General features: G+C 71.1%; 14 protein-coding genes and 1 pseudogene. 14 read left to right on the top strand and 1 reads right to left on the bottom strand.

All coding sequences use genetic code 11. The features are described 5' to 3' along the window. Window positions 1-12 precede the first annotated feature (12 nt). The 5 genes and pseudogenes from ACIQM0_RS26575 to ACIQM0_RS26555 all read left to right on the top strand — a co-directional run. A complete protein-coding gene (locus tag ACIQM0_RS26575; RefSeq protein WP_401291348.1) occupies window positions 13-858 on the top strand; it encodes a type II secretion system F family protein in 846 nt (281 codons plus the stop codon). Further along, the gene (locus ACIQM0_RS26570; protein WP_401291069.1) at window positions 855-1,700 is read left to right on the top strand and encodes a type II secretion system F family protein; all 846 of its coding nucleotides are present in this window, start codon (window positions 855-857) and stop codon (window positions 1,698-1,700) included. The genes ACIQM0_RS26575 and ACIQM0_RS26570 overlap by 4 nt, the downstream gene beginning before the upstream one ends. Before the next feature lie 67 nt (window positions 1,701-1,767). Further along, a complete protein-coding gene (locus tag ACIQM0_RS26565) occupies window positions 1,768-1,968 on the top strand; it encodes a DUF4244 domain-containing protein (protein ID WP_401291346.1) in 201 nt (66 codons plus the stop codon). Window positions 1,969-2,065: 97 nt separating this feature from the next. After that, complete coding sequence (locus ACIQM0_RS26560) at window positions 2,066-2,395, top strand: TadE family type IV pilus minor pilin (RefSeq protein WP_385349964.1); 330 nt, start codon at window positions 2,066-2,068, stop codon at window positions 2,393-2,395. Continuing rightward, a pseudogene (locus ACIQM0_RS26555) lies at window positions 2,395-2,769 on the top strand (Rv3654c family TadE-like protein); the annotation flags it as partial. The gene ACIQM0_RS26560 and the pseudogene ACIQM0_RS26555, both read left to right, overlap by 1 nt. A gap of 31 nt (window positions 2,770-2,800) precedes the next feature. Here the strand turns inward: ACIQM0_RS26555 and ACIQM0_RS26550 are convergent. Continuing rightward, entirely contained in the window at window positions 2,801-5,371 is a 2,571-nt protein-coding gene (locus ACIQM0_RS26550; RefSeq protein ID WP_401291065.1) for a DEAD/DEAH box helicase, read from the bottom strand. A 78-nt stretch (window positions 5,372-5,449) separates the two neighbouring features. On the opposite strand from ACIQM0_RS26550, the gene ACIQM0_RS26545 reads away from it, so the two are divergent. The 9 genes from ACIQM0_RS26545 to ACIQM0_RS26505 all read left to right on the top strand — a co-directional run bounded on the left by ACIQM0_RS26545 (window position 5,450) and on the right by ACIQM0_RS26505 (window position 21,570). Next, on the top strand, window positions 5,450-5,803 hold the full coding sequence (locus ACIQM0_RS26545) for an STAS domain-containing protein (RefSeq protein ID WP_003967428.1): 354 nt from the start codon (window positions 5,450-5,452) through the stop codon (window positions 5,801-5,803). A gap of 482 nt (window positions 5,804-6,285) precedes the next feature. Then, entirely contained in the window at window positions 6,286-6,759 is a 474-nt protein-coding gene (locus tag ACIQM0_RS26540; protein WP_401291062.1) for an ATP-binding protein, read from the top strand. 282 nt (window positions 6,760-7,041) lie between these two features. After that, window positions 7,042-9,477 carry a sodium-translocating pyrophosphatase gene (locus tag ACIQM0_RS26535; RefSeq protein WP_401291059.1) on the top strand — a complete coding sequence of 812 codons (2,436 nt, stop codon included), beginning with the start codon at window positions 7,042-7,044 and terminating at the stop codon, window positions 9,475-9,477. Between the two features lie 352 nt (window positions 9,478-9,829). Further along, window positions 9,830-10,498: a small secreted protein gene (locus ACIQM0_RS26530; RefSeq protein WP_401291056.1), complete on the top strand. Its 669-nt coding sequence runs from the start codon at window positions 9,830-9,832 to the stop codon at window positions 10,496-10,498. A 143-nt stretch (window positions 10,499-10,641) separates the two neighbouring features. Next, on the top strand, window positions 10,642-12,177 hold the full coding sequence (locus tag ACIQM0_RS26525; RefSeq protein WP_401291053.1) for a methyltransferase: 1,536 nt from the start codon (window positions 10,642-10,644) through the stop codon (window positions 12,175-12,177). Window positions 12,178-12,717: 540 nt separating this feature from the next. Next, entirely contained in the window at window positions 12,718-12,915 is a 198-nt protein-coding gene (locus ACIQM0_RS26520) for a hypothetical protein (RefSeq protein ID WP_401291050.1), read from the top strand. 429 nt (window positions 12,916-13,344) lie between these two features. After that, window positions 13,345-16,230, top strand: a complete 2,886-nt coding sequence (gene topA / locus ACIQM0_RS26515) for a type I DNA topoisomerase (RefSeq protein WP_401291047.1) — start codon at window positions 13,345-13,347, stop codon at window positions 16,228-16,230. 497 nt (window positions 16,231-16,727) lie between these two features. Continuing rightward, the gene (gene tmk, locus ACIQM0_RS26510; protein WP_401291044.1) at window positions 16,728-20,039 is read left to right on the top strand and encodes a dTMP kinase; all 3,312 of its coding nucleotides are present in this window, start codon (window positions 16,728-16,730) and stop codon (window positions 20,037-20,039) included. 325 nt (window positions 20,040-20,364) lie between these two features. Beyond that, window positions 20,365-21,570 (top strand): DNA polymerase III subunit delta', encoded by a 1,206-nt coding sequence (locus tag ACIQM0_RS26505; protein ID WP_363031012.1) that lies wholly within the window; start codon window positions 20,365-20,367, stop codon window positions 21,568-21,570. Window positions 21,571-21,640: the final 70 nt, after the last annotated feature.

The raw sequence follows: 21,640 nt of genomic DNA, 5'->3' as shown, positions 1-21,640 counted from the left end.
ACGCCGGAGACGGTGCACGCGGCGGCGCTGTGTGCGGGAGCGGCTGCCTGGTTGGCGGTGTCCGCGCGGGGTCAAGGGTCCCGGAGAGCGCGGGTGTTGTTCGGTGAAGGGGCTGAGCAGTCGCCCCTGGGCAAGCGATGGGAGAGCGGTCGGAGGCAGCTCCAGGTGTGGCTGAGAGGGCGGCGGGAGTGGCTGTGCCTGCCGGTGGCTCTGGTTCTGGGGGTTCTTGGTGAGTCCGTGCTGCCGATGGCCGCGGGGGCGGTCGCGGTGCCGCTGGTGCGGCGGTGGTTGGGGAGAAGGGAGTTGCGCAAGGTCCGGGAGCGCCGGGCCGACGGAGTGGTGGACCTGTGCGGTGCGGTGGTCGGTGAGCTGAGGGCCGGCCGCGAACCGGGGCAGGCGCTGCTCGTCGCGGTCCGCGGAACGGGGGTGATGGGCGCGGCGGAGGCGGGGGTGTCGGCCGCGGCACAGTTCGGGGGCGATGTCCCGGGAGCGCTGGGACAGGCGGCGTGCGAACCGGGTCTGGACGGGCTCGCCGGGGTGGCTGCCTGCTGGCGGGTGGCGGTGGACGGCGGTGCGGGACTCGCGGCCGGGCTGGACCGGCTGGAGGGTGCACTGCGGGCCGAGCGGCGTCGACGGGAGGAACTGCGGGCGCAACTGGCCGGAGCGTGGTCGACGGTCGTGGTGCTGGCTCTGCTGCCCGTGCTGGGCATGGGGCTTGGCGCCGCGCTCGGGGCGGAGCCGCTGAGGGTGCTGCTGCACAGTTCAGCCGGACTCGCCTGCCTGGTGGTGGGCGGTCTGCTGGAGGCGGCCGGTCTGCTCTGGGCCGGCCGGATCGTCAGGGCGGGGGAAGCGGTATGAGCGCCGTGTTCGGTGAGGTTGTCCACAGGGTGGGGGGCGTCGGGGTGGCGGCGGTTGTGTGCACATGGTTGGCGCTCGCCCTGGCCCGGCGGCGGACCGGGCGGCGGGTGCGGCGCCGGGGAACGGCGGTTCTGGCGGTCGAGGAGCTGGGCCCGGTACGTCCTGGCGGCCGTGCCGGCACAGTCGGCCGGGTCCGGCGGCGGCTCGGCCGACTGGTGGCCGGTGCCCCGGTCAGGCTGTGGGCGGTGGCGCTGGGTGTCGTGCCGGCGGGCTGGATTCTGGTGGGCGGCCTGCTGGGATGGGCGGTTGGCCTGGCGGCGGGGTACGGCGCCTGGCGGTGGCAGCGGGCTCGGCCGGGAAGGACGCCGCATGTCGCGGCCCAGGAGGCGACAAGGGCTGCGGAGGTCATACGTCAGCTCCCGCTGGCTGCCGACCTGTTGGCGGCCTGCATCTCCGTCGGGGCCGGTCCGCGAGAAGCGGCGGAGGCGGTGGGGGAGTCGCTGGGCGGTCCGGTCGGTGAGCAGTTGGCGCGCACGGCGGCGGAGATTCGGCTCGGTGGGGATCCTGCCGTCGCCTGGGGGAGGTTCGGGGAGATACCGGGTGCTGCCGCGCTGGCCCGCTGTCTGGACCGGGCCGCCGCGACCGGCGCTCCGGCGGCGGAGCCGGTTTCCAGGCTGGCCGAAGCGATGCGTGCCGAGCGGTCGAGCGCGGCGGTGACGCGTGCGCAGAGGGCTGGCGTACTGATCACCGCGCCTGTCGGGCTCTGCTTCCTTCCCGCGTTTCTCACGGTGGGGGTGGCGCCCGTGGTGATCGGTCTGGCGACGGGATTGCTGAATCCCTGACGTGTCAAATAAGGCCAAAGAGATTAATCGGTCAATTTCGATAGAAAACTATCTCGCGGGAGTTGAAATGATGCGGAAAGTGGTGGATTGGGTCCGGAGCCTGGTGAGCGGGGCTCGTGTGGACAGGGGCATGACGACGTCCGAATACGCGGTGGGGACGATCGCCGCCTGTGCGTTCGCTGCGGTGCTCTACAAGGTGGTCACCAGCGCACCGGTCATGGCGCAGTTGCAATCGCTGCTCAAGGACGCGCTCGATGCGAAGTTCTGAGCGCGGCGCAGCGGTGGCGCCGGGCCCCGGCGAGCGATCCGGGGAAGGACCTGGGCAGCGATCCGGGCCGGCGGGGTGGGGGAGTGACCGGGGTGCGGTGACGGCGGAGGCCGCCATGACGATTCCGGTGCTGGTGGTGTTCACCCTCGCCCTGCTGTGGGCCCTGATGGCCGCGTCGGCCCAGATCCGGTGTGTGGACGCGGCACGGGCCGGTGCACGGGCGGCGGCCCGCTCCGAGCCGGAGGCACAGGTGAGGGAGGCCGCCCTGTCGGCGGCACCGGGCCGGGCGGGGGTCGAGGTGCGGCGGACCGGGGCGCTGTGGCGGGTCAGGGTGACCGCACCGACTCCGGGCCCCGGGCCGCTGGCCGTCACGCTGAGAGCGGAAGCCGTGGCGTCGGCCGAGGACACGGTGGGGGCGACGCCGTGATGCGGCCGGGCCGGCGAGCGCCGGGCGCGTGGCTACAGCGGCTCTGCGGGCGCTACGGGCGGTCCGGGCGGCGGGACCGGGGGTTGGCCACCGTGTGGGCTGCGGTGACCACGGTGACACTGTGCACGGTGTTCGCGGTGGTGCTGGCGCTCGGGCAGGTGGTGGTGGCTCGGCACCGGGCCGGAGGCGCGGCCGACCTGGCGGCCCTGGCAGCGGCCGACCGGGCCTTGGAGGGAGTAGCCGCGGCCTGCGAGGCCGCCCAGCAGGTTGCCAGGGCGCAGGGGGCGGAAGTGGTGCGGTGCGCCGTGCAGGGGGAGATCGCCGATGTGGCGGCCCGGGTGCGGCTCGGACCGTACGCACCGGAGGTCAGGTCCCGGGCGGGGCCGGCGACGACGGCTCCTGCGGCTACTGGGCCGCCGGGGAGTCCGGGGAGTCTGGGAAGTCCGGGGAAGGCGGGGTTGGCGATGCTGATGGGTCCGGTGCCGCCGAGTGATCTGGGGTGCTCGTTGTCGCCGGCCCCGTCCGGTCGGGAGGTGCGGACCGGAGGAGCTCGGTGAGCAGGCGCACGGCCCCGCGTTTGTGCAGCGGTTCGTTGCCGTTGCCGCACTTCGGGGACTGGATGCAGGACGGGCAGCCCGCATCGCACTCGCAGGAGGCGATGGCCTGACGCGTGGCGGTCAGCCAGCCGCGCGCGGTGTGGAATGCCCGTTCGGCGAACCCGGCCCCTCCTGGGTGGCCGTCGTACACGAAGACGGTCGGCAACAGGGTGTCCGGATGCAGCGGTACGGACACGCCGCCGATGTCCCAGCGGTCACATGTGGCGAAGAGCGGCAGCATCCCGATCGACGCGTGTTCGGCGGCGTGCAGCGCGCCGCCCAGGATCTCCGGATTGATCCGGGCGGTGTCGAGCTGGTCCTGGGTGACCGTCCACCACACGGCACGGGTGCGCAGGGTGCGGGGCGGAAGGTCCAGTTTGGTCTCGCCGAGCACCTCGCCGCTGATCAGTTTGCGACGGAGGAAGGAGACGACCTGGTTGGTGACTTCCACGGAGCCGTAGCAGAGGCGCCCGTCGCCCCACGGGATCTCGGTGTCGGTCTCCAGGACCGAGATGGCGGTGGTGTCGCGTGCGGTCGTCGAGTACGGCGGATTCGCCTCCTCGACCAGCGCCGCCGAGTCCTCCAGGTCCAGTTTCCGGACCAGGTAGGTGCGGCCCTGGTGCAGGTGGACGGCGCCCTCGTGGACGGCGGTGTGGGCGGCGGACTCGTCGACGGTGCCCAGCAGCCTCCCGGTGCCCTCCTCGACGATCTGGACGGGGCGGCCGCCCTCGCCCCGGATGTCGGTGAGGTCGGCGGCCCGTTCACGCCGGGTCCAGTGCCATCCCGAGGGCCGTTTGCGGAGCAGCTTCGCGGCTTCCAGCTGCGGCAGCAGTCCGGCCGCGGCGGGCCCGAAGAGTTCCAGGTCGGGTTCGGTGAGCGGCAGCTCCGCCGCGGCGGCACACAGGTGGGGGGCCAGGACGTACGGGTTGTCCGGGTCGAGGACGGTCGACTCCACGGGCTGCTGGAACAGCGCCTCGGGGTGGTGGACGAGAAAGGTGTCCAGCGGGTCGTCACGGGCCACCAGGATGGCGAGGGCGCCCTGGCCCGCTCGTCCCGCGCGGCCGGCCTGTTGCCACAGCGAAGCCCTCGTACCGGGGTAGCCCGCTATGACGACGGCGTCCAGGCCGGAGACGTCGATGCCGAGTTCGAGGGCGGTGGTGGCGGCGAGGCCGAGCAGCTGGCCGGAGTGCAGGGCGCGTTCCAGGGCGCGGCGTTCCTCGGGGAGATATCCCCCGCGGTAGGCGGCGACGCGCGCGGGCAGGGAGCGGTCGATCGCCGCGAGGCGTTCCTTGGCGATGACGGAGATGAGTTCGGCGCCCCGCCGGGAGCGTACGAAGGCGACCGAGCGCACGCCCTGCACGGTCAGATCGGTGAGCAGGTCCGCGGTCTCCGCCGTGGCGGTGCGGCGCACAGGGGCGCCCTTCTCGCCGTGCAGCTCGGTCAGGGGCGGCTCCCACAGGGCGAAGACCAGTTCGCCGCGCGGTGAGGCGTCGTCGGCGACCTCGACGACCGGGAGGCCGGTGAGGCGGCCCGCCGCGGCCGAGGGCTCCGCCGCGGTGGCGGAGGCCAGGAGGAAGACCGGATCGGCGCCGTAGCGGGCGCACAGCCGGCGTAGCCGGCGCACCACCTGGGCGACGTGGGAGCCGAAGACACCCCGGTAGGTGTGGCACTCGTCGATGACGACATAGCGCAGGGCGCGCAGGAAGGAGGACCAGCGGGGGTGGGACGGGAGTATCCCGCGGTGCAGCATGTCGGGATTGGTGAGGACGTAGTTGGCGTACTGGCGTACCCATTCGCGTTCCTCGACGGGGGTGTCGCCGTCGTAGACCGCGGGACGGATCCCGTTGCCCAGCGGGGCCGCGAGCTCCTTCACCGAGCGCCTCTGGTCTGCGGCCAGGGCCTTGGTGGGGGCGAGGTAGAGGGCGGTCGCGCCACGCCCGTTGGGAGCCTCGGAGCCGTCCAGGAGGGCGCTGAGGACCGGGGCGAGGTAGGCCAGCGACTTACCGGAGGCGGTGCCGGTGGCGATGACGACCGACTCGCCGTCCAGCGCGTGCTCCGCGGCAGCCGCCTGATGGGCCCAGGGATGATCGATTCCGGCCTTCTGGATGGCGGCGATCACTTCTGGACGGATGCGATCGGGCCAGATGGCATGGGTTCCCGTACGCGGGGGCAAGTGCTCCGTATGAGTGATGCGCGCGGACCGGTTCGCCCCTGCGGCGAGCCGGTCGAGGACCATGTCCGGAGAGGGGCGGGAGCCCCCGCTCTCGGGCGGTCGACTGGGGCGGTGATTCTTGGCCATCGGGACCGAGTGTGTCACTGGCGAGGCGGACAATGGTCCCAAGGCGTCGTGCATGGCAGCTGGTAAGTGATTGAATGCCATCGCGGCTGGCGATCCGTCCCCTGGCTCCGCCGGGGAGACCGAGGGGCGACCGCTCGATAGCAAGGTGCTGGAGGATCCGTGGACCTGTCCTTGTCGACTCGCAATGTGTCCGGCCCTGGTGGCGACCGTACGGTCGTCGAGGTCGGTGGCGAGATTGATGTGTATACCGCGCCCAAGCTGCGCGAGCAGTTGGTCGAGTTGGTGAATGACGGCAGCTACCACTTGGTTGTCGACATGGAAGGCGTCGACTTTCTCGACTCCACCGGCCTCGGCGTGCTCGTGGGTGGCTTGAAGCGTGTGCGGGCCCATGAGGGCTCGTTGCGCCTGGTCTGCAACCAGGAGCGCATTCTCAAGATTTTCCGGATCACCGGTCTGACCAAGGTGTTCCCGATTCACACCACGGTCGACGAGGCCGTCGCGGCAACCGACTGACGGTCGGCCCGCGCGGTCGGATCGGCTCAAGGGCCGGTCCGGCGGCAGCGGGTGCCACCGCAGTCGGTGCCGTCGGCAGCTCCGGACGAAGACAGCCGGAGTGATGGCGGCGGTTCGTCGGCGGCCGGGGGCTCGGGTGGCCGGTGAATCCGGTGGCCGGTGCGTCCGGTGTCGGCCCGTCACTCGGTCGGCGGTCGTCGGCCGATTTATTTGCCGGTCCATTTGCCGGCCGGTCGCTCACACGATCGGATCAGCCGTCAGCCGTCAGCCGTCAGCCGTCAGCCGTCAGCCGTCAGCCGTCAGCCGTCAGCCGTCAGCCGTCAGGCAGCGGCTGAATGTTGTCCGGACATCGTCCGGCGGGCCGGTGTCCGGCTGATGCCGGGCAGGCGCGCCGGTCGGCAGTGCCCGGAAAGAAGAGCCAGGGGCTCCGGGCCACTCGCCCGGTTCCTGGGATGCACACACGTACGTTCGAGGGGGATCGCATGGCCACCGTTGAACTCCGCTTCAGCGCCCAGCCCGAACACGTCAGAACGGCCCGCCTCGTGGCGGCTGCCGTGGCGCGCCGGGCCGGGGTCGACGAGGCCGTGCTCGACGAGGTCAGACTCGCCGTGGGAGAGGCCTGCAGCCGTGCGGTCGGGCTGCACCGCAGTCACGGCATCACCGCTCCCGTCACGGTCGTCCTGACCGAGGAGGAGAAGTCCTTCTCCATCGAGGTCGGCGACGAGGTGCCGGGCCCCGGCAGCGACGGGTCCGTACCCGGCGCGTCCGGACGCGCCGGTGCCACGTCCGGTGTGGGACCGGACGAGCCGGAACCCGATCCGGAGGGCGACGGCGAGGACGAGATGGGCCTCGCGGTCATCAGCGGCCTGGTCGACGACGTGGAAGTCAGATCCGGCGCGGACGGCGGAGTCATCCGGATGAGCTGGCCGAAGACGCCGGCCACCGTACTGCCCTGAGAGGGGCGCGTCCCGGGGCGGTTCGGCCGGCCCGGTGGCGCGGGCGGTTTCCCCTGATCATTTTTTCGAGGCCCTGCTGAGCAGGGCCTTTTTTCATTTCTGCTTGATCAGTGATCTACGGACAATGCGTCTGCCCCATTACTGCATTCGGTCCATTCAGTGAAGGTGATCAATTGTCGTTCGGTGGATGAAGGTCAATTACATTTACCGCGCACTGTTTTGATCGTGTTCTGCTACCTACAATCCGTCCACGTCTTGAGCGCTGAGCGTCAAGGAGGACGTATGGCGGGGTTCGGCACCACACCACTGGCAGAACTGACGCAGTTTTCCGCAATTTCCGACCCACCCACCACTCTCGCGGCAGCGGTACTCACCCATGACAACCGCGTCATCGTGATCGTCGTCGCGGTCGTCGCCGTCGCGGCCCTGCTGGTCGCCCAGCTGCTGGCACGTCAGGTGCTGGCGGCCGGTGAGGGCACCGACCGCATGAAGGAGATCGCCGGGGCCGTCCAGGAAGGCGCAAATGCCTATCTGGCCCGACAGTTGCGCACGGTAGGCATCTTTGCCGTCGTGGTCTTCTTCCTGCTTCTGCTGCTTCCGGCCGACAACTGGTCGCAGCGGGCAGGCCGTTCGGTGTTCTTCCTGGTAGGTGCGCTTTTCTCGGCGGCCACCGGATACATCGGGATGCGGCTCGCCGTTCGGAGCAATGTTCGGGTGGCTGCCGCCGCGCGTGAGGCGACTCCCGCGGAAGGCGAACCGGAAAAGGATCTCACCGCTGTTTCGCACAAAGCAATGAAGATCGCATTCCGTACCGGGGGCGTGGTCGGCATGATCACCGTGGGCCTCGGCCTCCTGGGTGCTTCCTGCGTGGTGCTCGGCTACGCGGCCGACGCGCCCAAGGTGCTGGAGGGCTTCGGGCTCGGTGCGGCGCTGATCGCGATGTTCATGAGGGTCGGCGGCGGCATCTTCACCAAGGCCGCCGATGTCGGTGCTGACCTGGTCGGCAAGGTGGAACAGGGCATTCCGGAGGACGATCCGCGCAATGCCGCCACCATCGCCGACAACGTGGGTGACAACGTCGGGGACTGCGCGGGCATGGCGGCCGACCTCTTCGAGTCGTATGCCGTGACGCTGGTCGCCGCGCTCATCCTCGGCAAGGCCGCCTTCGGTGACGCGGGGCTGGCCTTTCCCCTGATCGTGCCGGCGATCGGTGTGATCACCGCGATGATCGGCGTCTTCGCGGTCGCCCCGCGGCGCAGCGACCGCAGCGGGATGACCGCCATCAACCGCGGTTTCTTCATCTCGGCGGTCATCTCGCTCGTCCTGGTGGCGGTCGCGGTCTTCGTCTACCTGCCGTCCTCGTACGCGGATCTGGACGGTGTCACCGATACGTCGATCACCTCGCACGGCGGGGATCCTCGGCTCTTCGCCCTGGTCGCCGTGGCCATCGGCATCGTGCTCGCGGCCCTGATCCAGCAGTTGACGGGGTACTTCACCGAGACCAACCGGCGTCCCGTCAGGGACATCGGCAAGTCCTCGCTGACCGGAGCAGCCACCGTCGTACTCGCCGGTATCTCCATCGGTCTGGAGTCCGCCGTCTACACCGCGCTGCTGATCGGGCTCGGGGTCTACGGGGCGTTCCTGCTCGGCGGTACGTCGATCATGCTGGCGCTCTTCGCGGTGGCGCTGGCCGGGACCGGACTGCTCACCACCGTCGGGGTCATCGTCGCCATGGACACCTTCGGCCCGGTCTCCGACAACGCTCAGGGCATCGCCGAGATGTCCGGCGACGTCACCGGCGCCGGTGCCCAGGTCCTCACCGACCTGGATGCCGTCGGCAACACCACCAAGGCCATCACCAAGGGCATCGCCATCGCCACCGCCGTTCTGGCGGCGGCGGCGCTCTTCGGCTCCTACCGTGACGCGATCGCCACCGCGGTCGACGACGTAGGCGCCTCGGCCGGGGAGATGGGGCTGAGCCTGGACATCTCGCAGCCCAACAACCTGGTGGGCCTGATCGTCGGCTCCGCGGTCGTCTTCCTCTTCTCCGGACTGGCCATCAACGCGGTGTCCCGGTCCGCCGGAGCCGTGGTCTACGAGGTGCGGCGGCAGTTCCGCGAGCACCCCGGGATCATGGACTACACCGAGAAGCCGGAGTACGGGCGCGTCGTCGACATCTGCACCAAGGACGCGCTGCGCGAGCTGGCCACGCCCGGTCTCCTGGCGGTACTGGCGCCGATCGCGGTCGGCTTCAGCTTCGGGGTCGGGGCGCTCGGTTCGTATCTCGCCGGTGCGATCGGCACCGGGACGCTGATGGCGGTCTTCCTCGCCAACTCCGGCGGTGCGTGGGACAACGCCAAGAAGCTCGTCGAGGACGGGCATCACGGCGGCAAGGGGAGCGAGGCCCATGCCGCGACCGTCATCGGTGACACGGTCGGTGACCCGTTCAAGGACACGGCCGGGCCGGCGATCAACCCCTTGCTCAAGGTGATGAACCTGGTGGCGCTGCTCATCGCGCCCGCGGTGGTGAAGTTCAGCTACGGCGAGGACGCGAGCGCCGGGGTGCGCGCGGTGGTGGCCGCGCTCGCCATCGCGGTCATCATCGGTGCGGTCTACGTCTCCAAGCGGCGCGGCATCGCCGTGGGGGACGAAGGTGGTTCCGGAGGTGAGGACGGAGGCGGCTCGGCCAGGCCGGCCGACCCGGCGGCCGTGCAGTGAGCCGGTTGTCCGAGGAAGTCGGTATCGACAACACTCCGGGCCACCCCAGCCGGACGATGTGAAGTCAGCCGACGGACCAGCGGATCGACGGACGAATCGGCGGACGGACGAACCGGTGAACGAGCGCGCGGGCGAGGCAGTCTGATGCGTCGTCCGCCCGTTGGACTGCCCGAACGAGTGCTTGTTCGGGCAGGTGTTCCCGCACGTGGGGGCCGTGTGGGTGAGTTGTATCTCCCTTGTTTTGCTTGGTGCAAATGGCTTCAAAAGGCCACCCATAGGATGCCGGGCGCCCGGATGAAGGGTGATCGACGTGTAAGTTCCGGGGCCGAGAGCCTTGGAAGGGACCAATCCGGTGAACAAGAAGCTTGCGGCCGCGCTGTCCGGCGGTGCGGTACTGGTACTTACGCTGTCGGGCTGCAGCGACGACAGCGACAACAAGGTGAACGACTGGGCCAAGAAGGTCTGTGACCAGGTCCAGCCCCAGCTGCAGAAGATCGCGAACGCCAACGCCTCCATCCAGCAGCAGACCGCCGACAACAGCAAGCCCGCCGACGTCCAGGAGACCGACTCGGCCGCCTTCCAGCAGATCTCCCAGGCCTACAAGGCGCTGGGCTCGGCCGTCGACTCGGCGGGCCCGCCGCCGGTCGACGACGGTGAGACCACGCAGAAGGAGGCCGTGAAGGAGCTCAACGCCTCCTCCGTGGCGTACGCGGATCTGCAGAAGAAGGTCGATGACCTCGACACGAAGGACCAGGCGAAGTTCGCCGACGGCCTCAAGGGCATCGCCGACGAGCTGAACAAGATCAGCACCAACGGTGACCAGGCGCTGAAGGAGCTCCAGTCCGGCAAGGTCGGCACCGCGATGGCCAAGCAGGAGGGCTGCCAGAAGCCGACGGCCTCTGCATCGCCGTCGGCCGACTCCTCGAAGTCGGCTTCGCCGTCGAAGGACTCGAAGAACTCCGGGGACCCGAAGGACTCGAAGGAGGCGTCTTCTGCCGCCTCGCCCAGCGAGAAGTCGTAACCGGGCAGCCCCCGGCCGCGGCCGCACACCCCGAAATACCCCGAACGAGCAGCTGTACGACCGCCGGCCGGTGGCCGTACGACCGGCCCGGCGGCCCCTGACGGGCCGGCGGGCCGCTGCCGTTGTCAGTGGGAGCCGCCACAATGGGTCACGTGAGTAAGACCAGCCTTCCCGCACCCGACCACGCGACCCGGCTCCGCGAAGCCCTGCTCGCCGCCGCCTTCACCGCCGACGGGCTCCTCGACCTGCTCGGTGCGCCCGCCTACGCCGCGCTCGCCCGCAGCGAGACCGTTCCGGCGCTGCGGGCCACCCGGGGGGACGCGCCGCTCGACACGCTGGTGCGGCTCTTCCTCCTCCAGCGCCCGGTTCCGGCCGGGCGGGCGGCTGCCGTGCTGCCGCTGCCGGAATGCGTGGCGGACGGCTGGCTGACCGAGTCGGACGGCGAGGTGCGCGCGTCCGTCGACGTGCGGCCGTACAGCGGGCCGGACGACCAGGACTGGTTCATCGTCTCCGACCTGGGCTGCGCCGTCGGCGGTGCGGGCGGTATCGGCTCGCACGAGGAGGGCGTCGTCCTCGGTATCGGCGGCGCGTCCACCACCCTCGCCGGGATCACTGTCCGCAGGCCGGTCGCCTCCGCCCTCGACATCGGGACGGGCTCCGGCATCCAGGCGCTGCATGCCTCGCAGCACGCCACCAGGGTCACCGCCACCGATCTCAACCCGCGGGCCCTCGGCTTCACCCGGCTCACGCTCGCCCTGTCCGGCGCCGCCCCGGCCGATCTGCGCGAGGGTTCCCTCTACGAACCCGTCGCCGGCGAGACGTACGACCTGATCGTCTCCAACCCGCCCTTCGTCATCTCGCCCGGTGCCCGGCTCACCTACCGCGACGGCGGCATGGCGGGCGACGACCTGTGCCGGACCCTGGTGCAGCAGACCGGCGACCGGCTGAACGAGGGCGGATACGCCCACTTCCTGGCCAACTGGCAGCACACCGAGGACGAGGAGTGGCAGGACCGGCTGCGTTCCTGGGTGCCGCACGGCTGTGACGCCTGGGTCGTGCAGCGCGAGGTCCAGGACGTCACGCAGTACGCGGAGCTGTGGCTGCGCGACAGCGGCGACCACCGCACGGATCCCGCGGAGTACGCCGCGCGGTACAACGCCTGGCTGGACGAGTTCGAGGCCAGTGGGACCAAGGGCGTCGGCTTCGGCTGGATCACGCTGCGGAAGTCCGCCGCAGCCGCCGCCGGGGACCCGTCGATCGTGATCGAGGAGTGGCCGCACGCGGTGGAGCAGCCGCTCGGACCCGCCATCGAGACGCACTTCGCCCGCCAGGACTACCTGCGCGACCAGGACGACGCCGCGCTCCTGGCCGGCTACTTCACCCTCGCCGCCGAGGTCATGCAGGAGCAGGTCGGGCTGCCGGGCGCGGAGGATCCCGAGCATGTGGTGCTCCGTCAGAACCGCGGTATGCGGCGCGCGACGAAGGTCGACGCGGTCGGCGCCGGATTCGCCGGCGTGTGCGACGGCTCGCTGCCCGCGGGCCGGATCCTCGACGCCATCGCCCAGCTGATGAACGAGGACCCGGTGCTGCTGCGCGACCGCACCCCGCAGGCCATCCGGCTGCTGGTCGAGGAGGGCTTCCTGGAGCCGGTGCCCCCGGCCGGCCGGACAGCCGGATGACCCGGATCGCGCCGGTCGCGCCATAGCCCGGCGCGACGCGGATCGCGATCAGCCCGCTGTGGGCCGTCTCCTGCCCGGGGCGGCTCAGCGCGGGGCCGCGCAGCCCTCGAAACCGGGCTCCGCTCCGGTTCGGCCGTGCGCTGCCGTATGTACCGAACGGCCTTCCCATCAGCGTCTTCACGCTCTGAGCTGCGTGCCTGCTGCTCGGTCTGCGGATTCCGGTTCGCGCTCCGCCCAGGTCGTTGGCAGTACTGCTCGCCGCGGCGGTGCGGCGCGCGGTGTTCGGCCTGGAGCCGGGGCCCACGATTGCGTACCGCCGCAGGCCCACGCTGTCGAAACGGCACGCGAGTTGTCCGTCGTCGGCCGCACGTACGGATGACGTGTTCACAGCCCGGACCCGCTGTTCACCCGGGGTTCGCGTCGCGGACGTTCCGTGGTGCGAGCCTCCCCCCGAAACGGTGCGACACGAAGCCGTGCGGCGCGGTGTGACCGCGGGTACCCGCCCCGGTCCGCGCCGGGGGGACAGAGAGGCGTACGGACATGGAGAGCGGACCTGCGATCTTCACCGGAACGGTATTCGCGCTGTTCGGTGCCGCGCTGCTGCTGTGGACAGGGGCGTGCGTGCTGCACCGTGCGCCGGTGGCGCATCGGGTGAGCCCCGTCGCCTCCGCCGCTCTGGCCACGGCGTTCGGCGTCGTCTTCCTCGTTCTCGGGGTGTGGTGCTTCACACGTGTCTGAGAGGGGCACCTGAGAAGCGCACCTGAGACGGTCATCTGAGACGGTCATCTGAGACGTGAGTGTGAGACAGGCGTCTGAAACGTGTGTCTGAAACACCGGTTTGAACACGCGTCCGAATCTGCCGTGAACCGCTCGCCGCCCTGGGCGGGCCCGGAACACGCCCGGACGCCCCGCACCTCGCCCCCGGCATCCTCAGGGCGGCCAGACCGCCTCCGAAACCCGCAGGCAGCGGCCCTGCGAGCGGCGGACCGAGCGGGCCGGGCGGCAGGAAAGGCGGAAGTCGGGTTACCGTTCGAGTGGCCGTTGCGGGCTTTTGCCGTTTGACACGGGGGCGGGTTGTACCGTCACACTCCGCAGCGACAGCACTGTCGGCAGCGCGATCGCGCTGCCCGGATGCCCACCGAGCGTCGACCGGAGAGAAGAGCGAAGTTGTCCCCGACCAGCGAGACCGCACAGGGCGGCCGCCGACTCGTCATCGTCGAGTCGCCTGCCAAGGCGAAGACGATCAAGGGCTATCTCGGCCCCGGATACGTCGTCGAGGCGAGCGTCGGGCACATCCGCGACCTCCCGAACGGCGCCGCGGAGGTGCCGGACGAGTACACCGGCGAGGTGCGTCGGCTCGGCGTCGACGTCGATAACGACTTCCAGCCCATCTATGTCGTCAACGCCGACAAGAAGGCCCAGGTCAGGAAGCTCAAGCAGCTACTGGCCGAGTCGGACGAACTCTTCCTCGCCACCGATGAGGACCGCGAGGGCGAAGCCATCGCGTGGCACCTGCAGGAAGTGCTCAAGCCCAAGGTCCCGGTCCACCGGATGGTCTTCCACGAGATCACCAAGGAAGCGATCCGGGCAGCCGTCGCCAACCCGCGCGAGCTCAACCAGCGCATGGTCGACGCCCAGGAAACCCGCCGGATCCTCGACCGCCTCTACGGCTACGAGGTCTCGCCGGTCCTGTGGAAGAAGGTCATGCCGCGGCTGTCTGCGGGCCGTGTCCAGTCCGTCGCCACCCGCCTCGTCGTCGAGCGGGAGCGCGAGCGCATCGCCTTCCGCTCCGCCGAGTACTGGGACCTGACCAGCACGTTCGCCACCGGCCGCACCGGTGACGCCTCCGATCCCTCGACGCTCACCGCCCGCCTCAGCGCGGTCGACGGGCGCCGTATCGCCCAGGGCCGCGACTTCGGTCCGGACGGGCAGCTCAAGTCCGGCTCCGGCCAGACGCTGCACCTGGACGAGACGAACGCCAACGCCCTGGCCGCCGCGCTCGCCGACTCCGCGTTTGCCGTACGGTCCGTCGAGTCGAAGCCGTACCGCCGTTCCCCGTACGCACCCTTCCGCACGACGACCCTCCAGCAGGAGGCGAGCCGGAAGCTCGGTTTCGGGGCCAAGGCCACCATGCAGGTCGCGCAGAAGCTGTACGAGAACGGCTTCATCACCTATATGCGTACCGACTCCACGACCCTCTCGGACACCGCGATCTCCGCGGCCCGTGCCCAGGTCACGCAGTTGTACGGGGCCAACTACCTGCCGGACAAGCCGCGCACGTACGCCGGCAAGGTCAAGAACGCGCAGGAGGCGCACGAGGCGATCCGCCCCTCCGGCGACCGCTTCCGCACCCCTGCCGAGACCGGCCTCACCGGCGACCAGTTCCGGCTCTACGAGCTGATCTGGAAGCGGACCGTCGCCTCCCAGATGAAGGACGCGGTCGGTAACTCCGTCACTGTCAAGATCGCCGGCCGGGCGAGCGACGGCCGGGACGCCGAGTTCTCCGCGTCCGGCAAGACGATCACCTTCCACGGCTTCATGAAGGCGTACGTCGAAGGCGCCGACGACCCGAACGCCGAGCTCGACGACCGTGAGCGCCGGCTGCCGCAGGTCGCCGAGGGCGACGCGCTGACCTCGGACGAGATCTCCGTCGACGGCCATGCGACGAAGCCGCCGGCCCGGTACACCGAGGCCTCGCTGGTCAAGGAGCTCGAAGAGCGCGAGATCGGCCGTCCGTCGACGTACGCCTCGATCATCGGGACGATTCTCGACCGCGGATACGTGTTCAAGAAGGGCACGGCACTCGTGCCGTCGTTCCTCTCCTTCGCCGTGGTCAACCTGCTGGAGAAGCACTTCGGCCGGCTCGTCGACTACGACTTCACGGCCCGCATGGAGGACGACCTCGACCGCATCGCACGCGGTGAGGCCCAGTCCGTGCCGTGGCTGAGGCGTTTCTACTTCGGCGCGACCGCCGGGGACGCGGCGGCCGGTGCCGGAAAGGCCTCCGACGCGGGCAACGGCGACGGCGACCACCTCGGCGGGCTCAAGGAGCTCGTCACCGACCTCGGTGCCATCGACGCCCGGGAGATCTCCTCGTTCCCCGTCGGCAACGACATCAAGCTCCGGGTCGGCCGGTACGGCCCGTACATCGAGCGCGGCGAGAAGGACTCCGAGGGCCACCAGCGCGCGGACGTCCCCGAGGAGCTGGCGCCCGACGAACTGTCCGTCGAGTACGCGGAGGAGCTGCTGGCCAAGCCGAGCGGCGACTTCGAACTCGGTGCGGACCCGGTCAGCGGGAACCAGATCATCGCCAAGGACGGGCGCTACGGCCCGTACGTCACCGAGGTGCTGCCCGAGGGCACCCCGAAGACCGGCAAGAACGCGGTGAAGCCGCGGACCGCCTCGCTCTTCAAGTCGATGTCGCTGGACACGGTGACGCTGGACGACGCGCTGAAGCTGATGTCGCTGCCGCGCGTCGTCGGTGAGGACGCCGAGGGTGTCGAGATCACCGCGCAGAACGGCCGCTACGGCCCGTACCTGAAGAAGGGCACGGACTCGCGGTCGCTGACCTCCGAGGACCAGCTCTTCGACATCACGCTCGACGAGGCGCTGGCGATCTACGCCCAGCCGAAGCAACGCGGCCGGGCCGCGGCCAAGCCGCCGCTGAAGGAACTGGGCACGGACCCGGTGAGCGGGGCGCCGGTGGTCGTGAAGGACGGCCGCTTCGGCGCGTACGTCACCGACGGCGAGACGAACGCGACGCTGCGGTCCGACGACAGCGTCGAGGAGATCACGCCGGAGCGCGGGTACGAGCTGCTCGCCGAGAAGCGGGCCAAGGGGCCCGCCAAGAAGAAGACGGCGAAGAAGGCCCCGGCCAAGAAGACGACCGCGAAGAAGGCGCCGGCGAAGAAGGCGACCGCGGCGAAGAAGACGACCGCGAAGAAGACGACCGCGACGGCGGCGAAGAAGACCGCGGCGAAGAAGACGACTGCGGCGGCGAAGAAGTCCGCTTCCGCGTCTGCTTCTGCGGCGTCGACGTCGACGGAGGAGTGACCTCGCGGGGTTTCTGAACGCCGGACGGGCCGGGGGTGTCTCTCCCTCGGCCCGTCCGGCGTTTGTGCTGTTCTGGCGGTGCGGTGCGGTGCGGTGCGGTGCGATGGGTGTGGTGGGGCGCGCCTGCGGCGGGCTTTGCCCCTCCCCGCCCCTTCCCGTAACCAGGGCTCCGCCCCGGACCCCGCTCCTCAAACGCCGGAGGGGCTGTAGGGCGGGTGGAACGGGGGTGGGGTGGGTGTCCCCGGTGGTCGGGTCAAGCGTCGGAGGGGCTGTAGGGCGGGTGGAACGGGGGTGGGGTGGGTGTCCCCGGTGGTCGGGTCAAACGCCGGAGGGGCTGAAGGGCGGGTGGAACGGGGGTGGGGTGGGTGTCCCCGGTGGTCGGGTCAAGCGCCGGAGGGGCTGAAAGGGCGGGCCGGAATCGGGTGGGGTGAGTGTCTGATGGTCGTATGTTCGGACGCGGGCCCCGGGCACCGGTCCGCTCCCGATAGGCTGGGCGGATGACGCGAGCCGAGCAGCCAACGGTCGTGAGCCCCACCTCCGACACACTTGCCGCAGACTCACGCGAGCGCGCCGTACGAGCCCTGTTGCGTATTCCCCCGCTGAAGCGGTTGTGGAGCGCCCAGCTCGTCGGCGGTATCGGCGATGCACTCGCCCTTCTCGTGCTGGTGTTGCTGTCGCTGCAAGCGGCGGTCCTTGAGGGCTCATTCGGATCCGGATACCGCGGGGCGGCCTTCGCCGTCGCCGCCGTGTTCGGTGCCCGGATTATTTCCACCTTGCTCTTCGGAGCCGTACTTCTGGGGCCGTTGACGACCCTGACGGCACCGGGCGGGCCGATCGACCGGCGATGGCTGATGATCGGGGCGGACGGGCTGCGGCTCGCACTGCTCGTCGTCGCACCGCTGTGGATCGACTGGATGCCCGACCGGGCACTCATGATGGTCCTGATCACGGTCTTCGTCACCGGCGTCGGTGAACGCCTGTGGCGGGTCGCCAAGGAGAGCGCCGCTCCCGCGCTGCTGCCCGCCCCGCCCATCGAGGGCGCCGCGGTCCGCCCGCTGCCGGACCACCTCGGCGCGCTGCGCCGGCTCTCCCTGCGCACCGACTTCGCCGCCGTCCCGGTCGCCGCGGCCGTGCTGCTGGTGGCCACGCTGATCGGGAATCTGCTGGGCTCGGGCCTGGACTGGTTCTCCTTCCACCATGCGGCCCTCGGCTCGTACGTCGCGGCCGGGCTGTTCTCCTCCTCCATCTCCATCCTGTACTTCCTGGAACTGCCCGCTACGCCCACGCCCCGGCCACGCTCCCCCTTGGAGGGGCTGCGCCGGCCGTCCGGCGGCGACGGACCCGACAAGGGCCGCACCGGTGCCGTCCCGCTGATCATCGCGACCTGCGCCGCTGTCGCCGGAGCGATCGCGGCCGCGGGCGCCGCCGCCGTACTGCACGCCACCGACCTGGGCGGCGGCCCCGCCACCCTCGCGCTGCTGATCCTCGCCCTCACCGGCGGTACGGGGGTCGGTATCCGCACCGCGGGCAAGGTGCTGCCGACGCTGTCGCGGCGACGGCTGCTCTCTCTGGCCACCGCCGTCACCGGCGTCGCGCTCCTGGTGATGGGCCTGGTGCCGGACACGGCGACCGTCATCCTGATCGCGGTGCTCGCCGGATACGCGGCGGGCGTCGCCGCGAACACCGGTCATGTCCTCGTCGACCAGGAGACCGAGGAGTTCCGCCGGGCCAGGACCACCGAACACCTCCAGGCCGTCGTCCGGGTCCTGATCGCGCTCGGCGCGGTCGGGGGCCCGCTGCTGGCCGCCGCGATCGGCACGCACCGGCTGACGGCCGGTGACTTCGTCTTCGCGCACGGCGGTGCGGCTTTCACCTTGATGCTGATCGGCGCCCTGCTGCTGCCGGTCGCCGCGATCGTGCTCGCGAAGACGGACGACCGTTCCGGAGTGCCGCTGCGCCGTGATCTGCGCGAGGCGCTGCGCGGCGGCGAGCCGGCCGTCGCACCCGCCGCGACCGGATTCTTCCTCGCCCTGGAGGGCGGTGACGGAGCGGGCAAGTCCACCCAGGTGGAGGCGCTCGCCGAGTGGATCCGGGCCAAGGGCCACGAGGTCGTCGTCACCCGGGAGCCCGGGGCCACGCCTGTCGGCAAGCGACTGCGGTCGATCCTGCTCGACGTGTCCTCGGCCGGGCTCTCCAACCGTGCGGAGGCGCTGCTGTACGCCGCCGACCGCGCCGAGCACGTCGACTCGGTCGTGCGTCCGGCGCTCGAGCGCGGCGCGATCGTCATCTCCGACCGCTACATCGACTCGTCCGTCGCCTACCAGGGCGCGGGCCGCGATCTCGCGCCGACCGAGATCGCCCGCATCTCGCGGTGGGCGACGAGTGGGCTCGTACCGCATCTGACGGTGCTCCTGGACGTGGACCCGGAGACGGCGCGCGAACGGTTCACCGAGGCGCCCGACCGGCTGGAGTCCGAGCCGCCCGAGTTCCACGCCCGCGTGCGCTCCGGCTTCCTGACGCTGGCCGCGGCCGACCCGACGCGCTATCTCGTGGTGGACGCCGGCCAGGACCCGGAGTCGATCACCACGGTCGTACGGCACCGGCTCGACCAGCTCCTTCCGCTCTCCGAGGCCGAGATCAAGGCCCTGGAAGAGGCACGCAAGGCCGCCGAGGAAGAGGCCAGGCGCCTCGCCGAGGAAGAGGCGGCGCGCAAGGCGGAGGAGGAGCGCCTGGAGCGCGAGCGGCAGGAACAGCTCGCCAGGCTCCGTGCCGAGGAGGAGGAGCGCAAGCGCCAGGAGCTGGAGGAAGCACGCCGCCGCGAGGCCGAACGCCAGGCGGAGGAGGCCCGGCAGCGCGCCGAGGAGGCCCGCCGGATCGCGGAGGAGCAGCGAGCCCGGCTGGAGGCCGAGGAAGCGGCCCGCGAGGTCGAGCAGGCGCGGCTGCGCCGCCAGGCCGAGGAGGAGGCGCGGTTGCGTCAGGAGGCCGAGGTACGGCGTCTTGAGAAGCAGCGCAAGGCCGAGGAGTCGCTGCTGAGGGCCGAGGCGGCACGCCGCCAGGCCGAGGCCGACGCGGCTGCCGCGGCCGAGACCGCGCGTGCGGAGGCTGCCGCCGCCGAGCGGGAAGCGGCAGAGGCCGCCGCGGAGGCCGAGACGGCAGCGCGGGCTTCCCGGGCGTCCGGGTCGTCTTCTTCGTCCGGGTCCTCAGGGTCCTCCGGGTCGTCAGGGTCGTCACGGCCGTCCGTGCCGGACAACGAGCTGACGGTGCCGACCCCGCTCGTCAACCCGAACGAGATCACTCAGCCGGTTCCTTCCCCGGTGGAGCCGTCGTCCGGCTCGACCCGTTCCCGTTCCTCGTCCGCCACCTGGCCCTCCGACGAGGCCGAGACGACGATGATCCCGAAGTTCACCGACCCGGACGAGCGCTCCGGCGGACGGGACGCGGCGGGTTCGATGGACGAGACGACGGTGCTCCCGCCGGTACGGGACGCGGGCCGCACGTCCGCGCGGGACGCCGATCCGGCCGACCGGGTACCGCGGGGCATCTTCCGGGACGAGCACCCGGCCGGCTCCGTACCGGAGCGCGAGAACGAGCGCACCCGTGAGCTCCCGCAGGTCACCGACCCGCACGCGCCTCAGCAGCCGGCTGCGGACCAGCAGGAGCGCTCCGCCCGGCCGTCCCGGCGGCCCCGCCCCGACTGGGCGGAGGAGACCCCGCTGGACGACCTGCCGACGCTGGCGGACGAACTGCTCGGCGACCACGACGACGAGGGCCCGGCATCCCCGGGCCGGGGACGTCGCCCGCGCCGCTGATCCGGTACGTACGGGAGCCCCGGGTGCCTGGCGGTGCCCGGGGCTCCCGGCGCGTTCCCCCGCGCCTGCCGGTCAGCCAGGTCACCCAGGCCGCCCGGGATACAGGTCACTCCATCGTCCGTCTGCCGGCATTGTCAGACCCGTCCCCCACAATGGGAAGCCGGATCGACGCCTGGCCGGTGCCGGACCGACGAGAGCCGCGGCACGGGCCGGGGAGAGATCCACGGCGAGGGCCAGGACGAGATCCACGACGAGCCACACAGGGCCGCGCCGCCGTTCACACGGAGGGCAGCGCGGCCGCACACCACCGGAAGGGCGGTGACCCATGTCCGTATGGGACGACCTGGTCGGCCAGGACCGGGTGCAGGAGCAGCTCGGCGCCGCCGCCCGGGACGCCGACGTGCTGGTCTCCGCCATCTCCGCGGGAGAACCGGTGCCGCCCGGCTCGCGGATGACCCATGCCTGGCTGTTCACCGGCCCGCCGGGCTCCGGACGGTCCACCGCCGCCCGCGCCTTCGCCGCCGCTCTGCAGTGCACCAGTCCGGACCGCGCCCTGGGCGGGGCACCGGGCTGCGGTTTCTGCGACGGCTGTCACACCAGCCTCATCGGTACACACGCCGATGTCGACGTGATCCGCACCGACCTGCTCTCCATCGGTGTGAAGGAGACCCGCGAGCTGGTCCGCCGCGCCCAGCTCTCCCCGGCCGTCGGACGCTGGCAGGTCATCGTCATGGAGGACGCCGACCGCCTCACCGAAGGCGCGGGCAATGTTCTGCTGAAGGCGATCGAGGAGCCCGCGCCGCGCACCGTGTGGCTGCTCTGCGCGCCCTCGCTCGAAGACGTACTGCCGACGATCCGTTCCCGCTGCCGTCACCTCACGCTGGGCACCCCGTCGGTCGAAGCGGTCGCCGACGTCCTGGTGCGGCGCGACGGCGTCGACCCGGAGCGGGCCGCGTCCGCCGCCCGCGCGACCCAGGGCCACATCGGCAGGGCGCGCCGCCTCGCCACGGACGAGCGGGCCCGTTCGCGCCGGGCGGCGGTCCTCAAGCTGCCGCTGCGGGTCGAGGACATCGGTGGCTGCCTCAAGGCCGCTCAGGAGTTGATCGACACCGCCACCGACGACGCGAAGCAGGTCGCAGAGGACGTGGACGTCAAGGAGACGGAAGACATGAAGGCCGCGCTCGGCGCGTCCGCCGGGGGCCGGATGCCGCGGGGCACGGCCGGGGTGATGAAGGAGCTGGAGGAAAGGCAGAAGCGCCGCAAGACCCGTACGCAGCGCGACAGCCTCGATCTGGCGCTCACCGAACTGACCGGCTTCTACCGCGATGTGCTCGCTCTTCAAATGGGCTCGCGGATCGCCATCGCCAACACCGACGCGCAGGACTCCCTCGACCGCATCGTCCGCTCGTCCACCCCCGAGCGGACCCTGCGCCGGATCGAGGCGGTGATCGCCTGCCGCCGGGCGCTGGACCGCAACGTGGCCCCGCTGCTCGCGGTGGAGGCGATGACGATGGCGCTGCGGGCGGGGTGACGTAACGAGTCCGGTGGCCGTCGCGATCCGCTGACCGGCACCTAATCACCCGAATGAGCAGGGAATCGGG

Source organism: Streptomyces sp. NPDC091387, assembly GCF_044756945.1.
In the GTDB taxonomy this organism is placed as follows: Bacteria; Actinomycetota; Actinomycetes; order Streptomycetales; family Streptomycetaceae; genus Streptomyces.
The sequence above is the reverse complement of the archived record's forward strand: the minus strand, read 5'-3'. Positions and strand labels throughout refer to the sequence as shown.

Coding starts and splice junctions, on each gene's coding strand:
- ACIQM0_RS26505 (WP_363031012.1), top strand. CDS start 20,365: ATGTCCGTATGGGACGACCTGGTCGGCCAGGACCGGGTGCAGGAGCAG.
- ACIQM0_RS26570 (WP_401291069.1), top strand. CDS start 855: ATGAGCGCCGTGTTCGGTGAGGTTGTCCACAGGGTGGGGGGCGTCGGG.
- tmk (WP_401291044.1), top strand. CDS start 16,728: ATGACGCGAGCCGAGCAGCCAACGGTCGTGAGCCCCACCTCCGACACA.
- ACIQM0_RS26540 (WP_401291062.1), top strand. CDS start 6,286: ATGGCCACCGTTGAACTCCGCTTCAGCGCCCAGCCCGAACACGTCAGA.
- ACIQM0_RS26565 (WP_401291346.1), top strand. CDS start 1,768: ATGATGCGGAAAGTGGTGGATTGGGTCCGGAGCCTGGTGAGCGGGGCT.
- ACIQM0_RS26535 (WP_401291059.1), top strand. CDS start 7,042: ATGGCGGGGTTCGGCACCACACCACTGGCAGAACTGACGCAGTTTTCC.
- ACIQM0_RS26550 (WP_401291065.1), bottom strand. CDS start 5,371: ATGGCATTCAATCACTTACCAGCTGCCATGCACGACGCCTTGGGACCA.
- ACIQM0_RS26525 (WP_401291053.1), top strand. CDS start 10,642: ATGGGTCACGTGAGTAAGACCAGCCTTCCCGCACCCGACCACGCGACC.
- ACIQM0_RS26520 (WP_401291050.1), top strand. CDS start 12,718: ATGGAGAGCGGACCTGCGATCTTCACCGGAACGGTATTCGCGCTGTTC.